At 53.5% G+C, this 1,067-nt stretch carries 1 pseudogene; it reads left to right on the forward strand.

Annotated features, from left to right (window positions below):
- Positions 1-1,067, forward strand: a pseudogene (locus tag HMPREF2712_RS00500) (siroheme synthase); the annotation flags it as partial.

Below are 1,067 nucleotides of genomic sequence, written 5' to 3' on the forward strand. Positions count from 1 at the left end.
GGCAGTTTCAGCGCCGACCTGACGGTTCCGGCGAATAGCCTACCGGCAAACCTGGAGTACGAGGTCATTCTGACCTACCGCCCCGTAGATGAGGCGCACCCTTACGCGTGGAACACTGAGGATCGCGTCCGTACGGCGCTGCCGGTGGAGTTCAACCTCCCGAAGGCTGTCCTTCCCTCCATCACCTATGATGTTTCGGCTATTTCTGAGGAGCAGATTGCCTCAGGTCAGCCGATTGAGGTGACGCTGACGGGCACCGGTTTTCAGGATGTCAGCTCTGTAAAATTCACCTTGTCCGAGCATGATGAGCAAGGAAAGGTCACGAACGATAATGTGGCTTCGCTTGGTGAGCTGAAGGCACCGGATACGGAAGAGAATCAGCGCATTTTCAAAGGCCTGATTCCTAACGGCTATTTCCAGAAGAAGATCACGATTCCCGCGGGAGTCCTGAAGTCCGGTAAGGGGTATTCCCTGGGTGTTTCTGGTGTAGAAACCCACGGGTGGCCTAAGGTGACGCGTAAGTTCCCCTTTGTCCCTGTGAGCAATAACCCCGCACACATGGCGTATCAGAATAATTCGTTCAGGAATACCCTACCGAAGGTATCTGTTGATGCGCAGAATTTTGATCCCGGTCAGGACCGCGTCTATAAGGTGACTATTTCTAATATTTCACCCGAGGTGGACCTGGGGTACTACATTGACTCTGTGTCGATTTATAACGCTACCTCTGGTGAGCAGGGATATTTTGCGAGGACTGATGTAGCGAGCCAGTACGATAAGCATGACGAGCTGGTAACCCGCAACGCTGACGGCACTCTGACCGTGGAGGTTGAGTATAAGGTTCACGGTGATTCCTCCTATAGGCCTTCTTCTCGCGGTTCGATGGCTGAAGTGCGTGTGGTGTTCTCGGACTCTAAGTATTCGTACGGTAGCCATAAGTTCACGGTGAGCGCGCAGCTTCCGATGGTCCCTCCTGCCGCTGATGCTGTTGATTGGGAGAACCCGGCGAATGTTAAGTTGAAGGTTGATTCGGGGACCCTCAATATTTCTCAGGGCGGCACGGTGTC

Origin of the sequence: Rothia sp. HMSC064F07 (genome assembly GCF_001837265.1) — a bacterium.
In the GTDB taxonomy this organism is placed as follows: Bacteria; Actinomycetota; Actinomycetes; order Actinomycetales; family Micrococcaceae; genus Rothia; species Rothia mucilaginosa.